General features: G+C 68.5%; 8 protein-coding genes. All 8 read right to left on the reverse strand.

Annotated features, from left to right (window positions below; translation table 11 throughout):
- A partial coding sequence (gene dxr, locus DD1DGNOD_RS21340; RefSeq protein ID WP_241255895.1) for a 1-deoxy-D-xylulose-5-phosphate reductoisomerase occupies nt 1-1118 on the reverse strand: 1118 nt, incomplete at its 3' end.
- Between the two features lie 300 nt (nt 1119-1418).
- Entirely contained in the window at nt 1419-2561 is a 1143-nt protein-coding gene (locus DD1DGNOD_RS21345) for an alpha/beta hydrolase family esterase (protein ID WP_165036952.1), read from the reverse strand.
- Nucleotides 2548-3783, reverse strand: coding sequence for a 23S rRNA (adenine(2503)-C(2))-methyltransferase RlmN (rlmN, locus tag DD1DGNOD_RS21350; RefSeq protein WP_131768361.1), 1236 nt, complete (start codon nt 3781-3783; stop codon nt 2548-2550). The genes DD1DGNOD_RS21345 and rlmN overlap by 14 nt, the downstream gene beginning before the upstream one ends.
- Nucleotides 3784-3803: 20 nt before the next feature.
- A complete protein-coding gene (locus DD1DGNOD_RS21355) occupies nt 3804-4661 on the reverse strand; it encodes a phosphatidate cytidylyltransferase (RefSeq protein ID WP_131768305.1) in 858 nt (285 codons plus the stop codon).
- A gap of 137 nt (nt 4662-4798) precedes the next feature.
- Nucleotides 4799-5356, reverse strand: coding sequence for a ribosome recycling factor (gene frr / locus DD1DGNOD_RS21360; protein ID WP_131768307.1), 558 nt, complete (start codon nt 5354-5356; stop codon nt 4799-4801).
- Nucleotides 5353-6132, reverse strand: coding sequence for a UMP kinase (pyrH, locus tag DD1DGNOD_RS21365; RefSeq protein ID WP_131768362.1), 780 nt, complete (start codon nt 6130-6132; stop codon nt 5353-5355). Before pyrH ends, frr begins: the two co-directional genes overlap by 4 nt.
- 254 nt (nt 6133-6386) lie before the next feature.
- A complete protein-coding gene (tsf, locus tag DD1DGNOD_RS21370) occupies nt 6387-7001 on the reverse strand; it encodes a translation elongation factor Ts (RefSeq protein ID WP_131768309.1) in 615 nt (204 codons plus the stop codon).
- A 295-nt stretch (nt 7002-7296) separates the two neighbouring features.
- Nucleotides 7297-8163: 30S ribosomal protein S2 (gene rpsB / locus DD1DGNOD_RS21375; protein WP_131770907.1), on the reverse strand; the 867-nt coding region annotated here is incomplete at its 5' end.

Consider the following 8163-nt stretch of genomic DNA (forward strand, 5'->3'; position numbering starts at 1 on the left):
ACCACCTCGGCCACCACGTCGACGATGCGTACGAAGGGCAGCCGGTGGCCGAGGAAGGCCGCCACAGCCTCCTCGTTGGCGGCGTTGAAGACGGCCGGAGCGGTCCCACCGCGGCGACCGGCCTCGCGGGCGAGGTCGACCGCGGGAAACACGGTGGCGTCCAGCGGCTCGAAGGTCAGCGACTGCGCCCGGCGCCAGTCCATCGGAGCCTGAGCATGGGGAACCCGGTCGGGCCATCCCAGGGCGAGGGCGATCGGCAGACGCATGTCCGGCGGGGACACCTGGGCCAGCGTGGACCCGTCGGTGAACTCGACCATCGAGTGCACCAACGACTGCGGATGGACGACAACGTCGATGTCGTCGTAGGGCACGCCGAAGAACAGATGCGCCTCGATCAGCTCGAGACCCTTGTTCATCAGGGTGGCCGAGTTGATCGTGACGAGCGGCCCCATGTCCCACGTCGGGTGCGCAAGGGCCTGTTCGGGCGTCACCTGGCCCAACTGGTCACGAGTGCGGCCCCGGAACGGCCCGCCGCTTGCGGTCAGGACGAGCTTGCGCACCTCCGCGGCCCGACCACCGCGCAGGCACTGGGCGAGCGCGGAGTGCTCGGAGTCCACCGGGACGAGCCGGGACGGGTCACCGCCGAGGGCGTCGAGTACCAGCGGGCCACCGGCGACGAGCGACTCCTTGTTGGCCAGGGCCACCGTGCGACCCGCACGCAGCGCCGCGAGCGTCGGGGCGAGGCCCACCGAACCGGTGATGCCGTTGAGGACGACGTCGCACGGCCAGGCGGCGATCTCCGTGGCGCCGTCCGGCCCGGTGAGGATCTTCGGGATGGCGTACTCGCCCCGGCGGAAGCCCCGCCGGGAGGCCTCCGCGTAGAAGGCGAGCTGCAGGTCCTGCGCGGCGGAGGCACGGGCCACACCAACCGCCTCGACGCCCAGCTCAAGCGCCTGGGCGGCCAGCAGGTCGACCCTCCCACCACCGCCGGTAAGCGCCACGACGCGGAACCGATCGGGATTGCGTTTCACCACATCAATGGCCTGGGTTCCGATCGAACCGGTCGAACCGAGCAGGACAACCTCACGCGGGGGCGGTGACTCGACCACGTCGACCATTGTCGCAGGCGCCACCCGACTACGCCGACACCTGTTCGCAGGCCGACACCCGACCCTGCCTGGGCAGGACCACCCGCGCCTGGAACGGGGCAGTGGTCACCAATAATATGGCATTTGTCATATTCGCGACCTGCTCATCCCAACCGTCGGGATTTCCCGAGGAAGTAGTAACCGAACGTTACTATATGCACGGCGCATCCATGTTTGCACGCACGGTCTGTCGTCACAGCCAGGTCGGGCGCGCTGGGTCGGGGCGCTTCCACCGCCGGTCGGCCGTGACCGGTCAGGTGCGCCCGCCCGCTACCCGGTCGGGTTCGGCGCCCCGGTGACGGACGCCGGCAGCGGATGCCCCCTGAAGTAGGCCAGGACGACCTGCGTGGCGCTGAACTGCGCGCGGGCCGCTCCCTTCGGGGGGGTGGCGTCGGGGTCCGGCCAGACGTGCCCGCCGCCCTGGACTGCCAGCAGGCCCACGTCACGCCCACCTGGGCAGGCCGTGTAGACCAGTCGTTGAATCGAGCTGGTGTCCCGCACCCAGGGGCCCGGCGGGCCGCAGCCCACAAATCCGGCGTAGCGGTCGAGCCGGGCCTGCAGCCGCTGCGCCTGGGTGCCGTCGAAGGGAGCGGGACGGTCGACCCCCCCGCCTTCCAGCGGCGTCACCGGGTCACTCGTACCGTTGACGGCCAGCAGACTCGGCGGCGGCCCGGAACAGCTGTCGGGCATGACGGCGGAGGCCACGGGGACCACCGCGGCGAACACGCCCGGCAGTGCGCAGGCCGCGGTCACCGCCATGTCCGCGCCGTCCCCGAGGCCCGTGGCGAACACCCGGCGGGCGTCCAGGCACATCCGCGCGGTCAGGTCGTTGACGATCGCGGCTACGAAGGCCACGTCGTCCGGCCCGACCGCGGCCCGACGCACGAAGTTCCACCTGCCACCCACGCCGTCCGGTCGGACGACCGCGTAGCCGGCCTTGGCGCCGAACTCGGCCAGGTGGGCGTAGCCCTCCACCGCGGCGGCGTTCTCCCCGAAAGCATGGAAGACGAAAACCAGCGGGAGCGACCTGGTCCGGGCATCCGCAGCGGGAACGGCGAGCTGATAGACGCGGGTGTCCGTACCGACCCGGACCGACTGCTGGCTCGACCCGGCCGGGATGCTCTTCCCGGACACGCATCCGCTCACCGCAGCCGGCGACGCCGACGCCGACGCCGACGGCGTACCGGAAGCACTCGCCGGACCCGGCGGCGCGCTCGCGGCACTGTCGGGTGCGCCCGCGCCGACCGACTGCTCGACCCGGGTGGCCGTGCCGCCGTCACCGCCACCGAAGTACAGGACCAGCCCAATAACGATCAGTATTGCCCCGGTCGCCGCGGTGACCGGCACCCACAGGGGGTTGCGGTGGCGACGGGAGACGGCCCGGCGGGAGGAACGGCGTTCACCTGCGGGCACGGCCGCTCCCGTCCAGCCTGCCGTCCGAATCCGACCCATCCGAATCCGGCCTATCCGTCCCAGCCGGTCCGTCCGGCCCGTCCGCGGCGAGCTGCCCGCAGGCTGCCGCGATGTCGCGCCCCCTGGTATCACGAACGGTAGCGGCTATACCGCGCAACCGTAACCGGCGGACGAACTCGCGCTCCCTGCGCCGTGCGCTGGCCTGCCAGGACACGCCCCGGGTCGGGTTGAGGGGTATCAGATTGACATGCGCAAGCCTGCCCGTGAGCAGCTCGGCCAGGGCATCGGCACGTTCCGGCTGATCGTTGACATCGTCGATCAGGGCGTACTCGATGCTGACCCGGCGGCCGGTCGTCTCGCCGTACTCCCACGCGGCAGCAAGGACCTCGGCCACGGGCCAGCGCCTGTTCACCGGAACCAGACGGTCGCGCAGCTCGTCGTCGGGCGCGTGCAGGGAGACGGCCAGCGTCACCGGCAGACCGGTGCCGGCGAGCCTGCGTATCGCCGGCACCAGCCCCACGGTGCTGACGGTGATCGAACGGGCGGACAGACCGAGGCCGTCCGGTGGCGGGGCAGTCAGTGCCCGCAGCGCCGTGATCACCGTGGCGTAGTTCGCCAACGGCTCCCCCATGCCCATGAACACCACGTTCGACAGCCGGGTCGGCCCGCCGGCAAGCCCACCGCGGGTGAGGACCCGAGCCGCCCCGACCACCTGCTCGACGATCTCGGCGGCGGACAGGTTGCGGGTAAGCCCGCCCTGGCCGGTGGCGCAGAACGGGCAACCCATGCCGCATCCGGCCTGGCTGGACACACAGACCGTGGCCCGGTCCGGGTAACGCATCAGGACGGACTCGATCAGGACCCCGTCGAAGGCCCGCCACAGCGTCTTGCGCGTCGCGCCGGCATCACAGGTCATGACCTTGGCCGGGGCCAGCAGCACGGGCAGCAACGCGCCCAGGAGCGCCGCGCGGGAGGCGGCGGGAAGATCCGTCATCACTTCGGCGTCGCCCGCGCCGAGGTGTCTGGCGAAGTAGTGCCGCGAGATCTGGTCCGCCCGGAAGGCTGGTTCGCCGAGCGACACGGCGAGCTCACGTCGCTGCGCGGTGGTCAGATCGGCGAGATGACGAGGCGGCCGCGCCCTGGCTGCGCTGACAAGCGGCAACGACCGGGAAACGGCGGACGAAGCAGCGCGGGGAGACGAAGCAGCGGAGGAAGCGGTCATGGCCCGTCCAGTCTGCCAGGTCACGACGGCGGCACGAAAGCAGTGATCAACAACCAGGCCACGGGAGCCGTGCAGAGCACCGAGTCCAACCTGTCCATGATCCCACCGTGCCCCGGCAGCAGGGTACCCATGTCCTTGATCCCGATGTCCCGCTTGAGCAGCGACTCACCGAGGTCACCGATGGTGGCGGTGCACGCGACCGCAAGACCCAGCACCACCCCCTGCCAGACGGCGGCGTGCAGGGTCCAGGCCATCGACACACCAGCGACGATCACGCAGGTGACGGCGGAACCGGCAAAGCCCTCCCACGACTTCCCCGGGGACACGTTCGGGGCGAGTTTGTGCCGGCCGCCGGAGAGCACACCGGCCGTGTAGCCGCCGATGTCACTGGCGACCGCGGTGGCCAGACAGGCAACCATCCGCCGAGGTCCGTCCGGTGGGCTGGTCAGCAGCGCGGCGAAACCAGCCGGTAGGCCCACATAGGCCGCGCAGAACGCCCCCGCGGCCACGTCGTGGAGCAGGTGACCGTCCCGGTAAGCAAGACGCCACGCGGTCACCATGACGACGGTCGCGGCCAGGGTCACCACCAGTCCGGAGGTACCCGCGGCGTAGGCGACCGCGGGCATCGCCGCCGTACCCGCCGCGAGCGGCGGCAACGCGATCCTTCCTCCGACCAGACGCAGCGCCCTGACCAGTTCATAGGTACCAACCGCCATCGCCACACAGATGACGGCGATCCACAGTGGACGGACGGTGAACAGGGGGACGATGATGATCAGGGCCAGCGCGACCCCGACGACGATCGCGGCCGGAAGATCCCGTCCAGCCCGGATGCCACGGACCCGGGGCGCGCCGACCACCCGCCCGGTGCGGGTCACGCCGTCATCCCCGCCCGCGGCTGCGGCCAGGCTTGTGGCAGGGCAGCAGCGGCGGACGAAGAGAGTACCGCCATGGCGCCTGTTCTACTCACGGCAGCGGACAACAACGCAGGACAACCGTCGGCTGTCGATGTCGTTCAGACCGCCAGCAGCTCCGACTCCTTGTGCCGCAGCAGCTCATCCACCTGGCTGACATAACGGTGCGTTGCCTCGTCCAGGTCCTTTTCCCCGCGCCGGCCTTCGTCCTCCCCGGCGTCACCGTCGCGAACGATGCGGTCGATCGCATCCTTGCTGTGGCGACGCACGTTGCGGATGCTGACCCTGGCCTCCTCCGCCTTCGCCCGGGCAACCTTGGCCAGGTCACGCCGACGCTGCTCGGAGAGCTCCGGGAACAGGCAGCGGATGATCGTACCGTCGTTGCTCGGGTTCACCCCGAGGTCGGAGTCACGCACGGCCTTCTCGATGGCGGCCAGCGAGCCCTTGTCGTACGGGGTTATGATCACCATTCTCGCTTCCGGGATGTGGAACGATGCGAGCTGGTTCACCGGGGTGGGCGCGCCGTAGTAGTCGACGAGAACCTTCGAGAACACCGACGGGGTGATCCGCCCCGTCCGGATGTTGGCAAAGTCGTCCTTCGCGACCGAGACCGCCTTGTCCATCTTCTCCTCGGCCTCGAGGAGTACATCGTCGATCACCGTCGTCCTTCCGTCCCGCCCTCGTCCACACTGACCAGGGTGCCGATCTTCTCACCGCGGACGGCTCGCAGTATGTTCCCTTCCGTCAGCAAGTCGAAAACCACGATCGGCAACCTGTTGTCCATGCACAGGCTGATGGCCGTAGCATCCATGACCTTCAGCCCACGAGACAGCACCTCGCCGTAGACGAGCGTGTCGAAGCGAACCGCATGGGGGTTCGTTGTCGGGTCGGCGTCATACACACCGTCGACCTTGGTGGCCTTGAGAACAGCCTGCGCCTTGATCTCCAGGGCACGTTGCGCGGCAGTGGTGTCGGTGGAGAAGAACGGCGCCCCCAGCCCCGCGCCGAAGATGACAACCCGACCCTTCTCCAGGTGCCGGATAGCACGCAGGGGCAGGTAAGGCTCGGCGACCTGCCCCATGGCAATCGCCGTCTGCACCCGTGTGACCACCCCCGCACGCTCGAGGACATCCTGCAGCGCCAGACAGTTGATCACAGTGCCGAGCATCCCCATGTAGTCGGCCCGGGCGCGGTCGACGCCGCGCTCAGCAAGGAGCTGCCCACGGAACATGTTGCCGCCGCCGACTACGATCGCGACCTCGATACCTGTCCGGCTCACCTCACCGATCTGGCGAGCGATCGTCGCAAGCGTGTCCGGATCGATGCCAAGCGACTCGCTACCGGCAAATGCTTCGCCGGACAGCTTCAGCAACACGCGTCGCCAACGCACCTCCGTGACGTCACAACCGGGTGGAGCCGCTTCTGCATCCCTGATGGCGTTTTCGATCACGATCGGCCCCCTTGCCGTCGGCTACGATCATCGGCCGGTGGATATGCACTGCGAGTAGTCTGCCCTACCCGATCGGGCTGCAGAACCTCTGGCCGCCACTTCCGATTCGTTCGACGTACACATGACGGACAGGAGGAACGAAACACCTCCTGGTGAAGTCGGCGATCTGTCACGTCGGCGCGGCTGACGTCGGCCTTCCCGGTCCTGTCGTCCCTCTCCCGGCGAGGGGGTAGCGCGGATCAGGCCGTCTTGACGTTGAACCGAGCGAACCGGCTAACTTCGATCTTCTCACCGAGCGAGGATCCGGCCTGCTCCAGCAACGCACGGATGGTGATCTTGCCATCCCGGACCCAGGCCTGCTCAAGCAGAACGACCGACTTCACATAGCCGTTCAGACGACCCTCCACAATCTTCGGGAGAGCCTGGTCGGGCTTGCCCTCCTCGCGAGCCGCCGCCTCGTAGATCTTCTTTTCCTGTTCGATGACCTCGTTCGGGATCTGCTCCGCGGTCACGTAGAGCGGATCCGCCGCCGCGATGTGCTGCGCAATGTCGCGTGCGAGCTGCTTGAACTGGTCGGTCTTCGCGACGAAGTCGGTCTCGCACTTCAGTTCCAGAAGAACACCGATGGTGGGAGGCAGCTGCGGGTCGGTCTTGTGCAGGTAGGACTCCACCAGACCGTTGGAAGCACTGCGCCCAGCCCGCTTGGCAACCTGCGCCAAGCCCTTCTCCCGCAGCCAGGACTTGGCCTTCTCGAAGTCGCCGTCGTTTTCGACGAGCGCTTTCTTGACGTCACTCATCCCGGCGCCGGTGAGTTCCCGGAGCTTGCGAATGTCAGCGGCTGTGATTTCTGCCATGGTGCTCTTCTCGTTCCGTCCGGCTGCTGGTGTTTGTGGGAGCTACCGGGCCTCCGGCAACGCGATCATTGTTTTTTCGCGCTGCCGGAGGCCGGAGTCCATGGGGTCGCTACTGGGTCTTGTGGGTCTTGCGAGGACGTGCTGGTGGTACGCCACGCACCACGCCCGGGCCGCGAGACCACCGACAGTGATATCAGGTCTGCCCTGCGCAGGCTTCGCGTGTGCCGCCGGTACGGAAGACTCCGGCACGACGGTACGGCTACGCGAAGGCGGGGCAGGGAGCGTCCGGGATGGTTCAGACCCGGGCGGTCGCGGCACCCACCGCGGAAACCGGATCGGAGTCGGGGTGTGCCACTGCGTTCGGCGGGTCGCTGACCGCCTGCTCCGCATCGGGGTCGGCTGCCGTCGCCGGCGCCGTCGCAGCTGCCGGGGAAGCCTGCCCCTGCAGCAACTCCTGCTCCCACTCGGTCAGCGGCTCCCCGCCGCTTGCCGCCTCCGGCTTGACGTCCACCGCAGTCGACCCGCCCGCACGGGAGACCAGCCCGTCCGCCACGGCGTCCGCCACCACCCGGGTGAGCAGGGTCGCGCTGCGGATGGCGTCGTCGTTGCCGGGAATCGGGTAGTCGACCTCGTCCGGGTCGCAGTTGGTGTCCAGGATCGCGACGACCGGGATTCCCAGCTTGCGAGCCTCGCCGACAGCGATGTGCTCCTTCTTGGTGTCGACGACCCAGACCGCACTCGGCACGCGGGTCATGTCCCGGATACCGCCGAGAGTCCGCTCGAGCTTGGCTTTCTCCCGGGACAGAACGAGCTGTTCCTTCTTCGTCCGGACCTCGGTGCCGCCGGTCAGCTCGATCTCCTCGAGTTCCTTCAGCCGCTGGAGACGCTTGTACACCGTGGAGAAGTTGGTGAGCATGCCACCCAGCCAGCGCTCCTTGACGTAGGGCATGCCGACCCGCTGCGCCTGCTCCTCGATGGCTTCCTGGGCCTGCTTCTTCGTACCGATGAACAGGACGGTGCCGCCGTGCGCGACGGTCTCCTTGACGAAATCGTAGGCACGATCGATGTAGGACAGGGTTTGCTGCAGGTCGATGATGTAAATGCCATTGCGTTCCGTGAAGATGAAACGCTTCATCTTCGGGTTCCAGCGCTTCGTCTGGTG

Source organism: Candidatus Protofrankia californiensis (assembly GCF_900634765.1).
Classification (GTDB): domain Bacteria; phylum Actinomycetota; class Actinomycetes; order Frankiales; family Frankiaceae; genus Protofrankia; species Protofrankia californiensis.

What these genes read in the sequence shown, in the direction of transcription:
- rlmN (WP_131768361.1), bottom strand. Translation starts at nt 3,783, where the DNA reads ATGACCGCTTCCTCCGCTGCTTCGTCTCCCCGCGCTGCTTCGTCCGCC.
- tsf (WP_131768309.1), bottom strand. Translation starts at nt 7,001, where the DNA reads ATGGCAGAAATCACAGCCGCTGACATTCGCAAGCTCCGGGAACTCACC.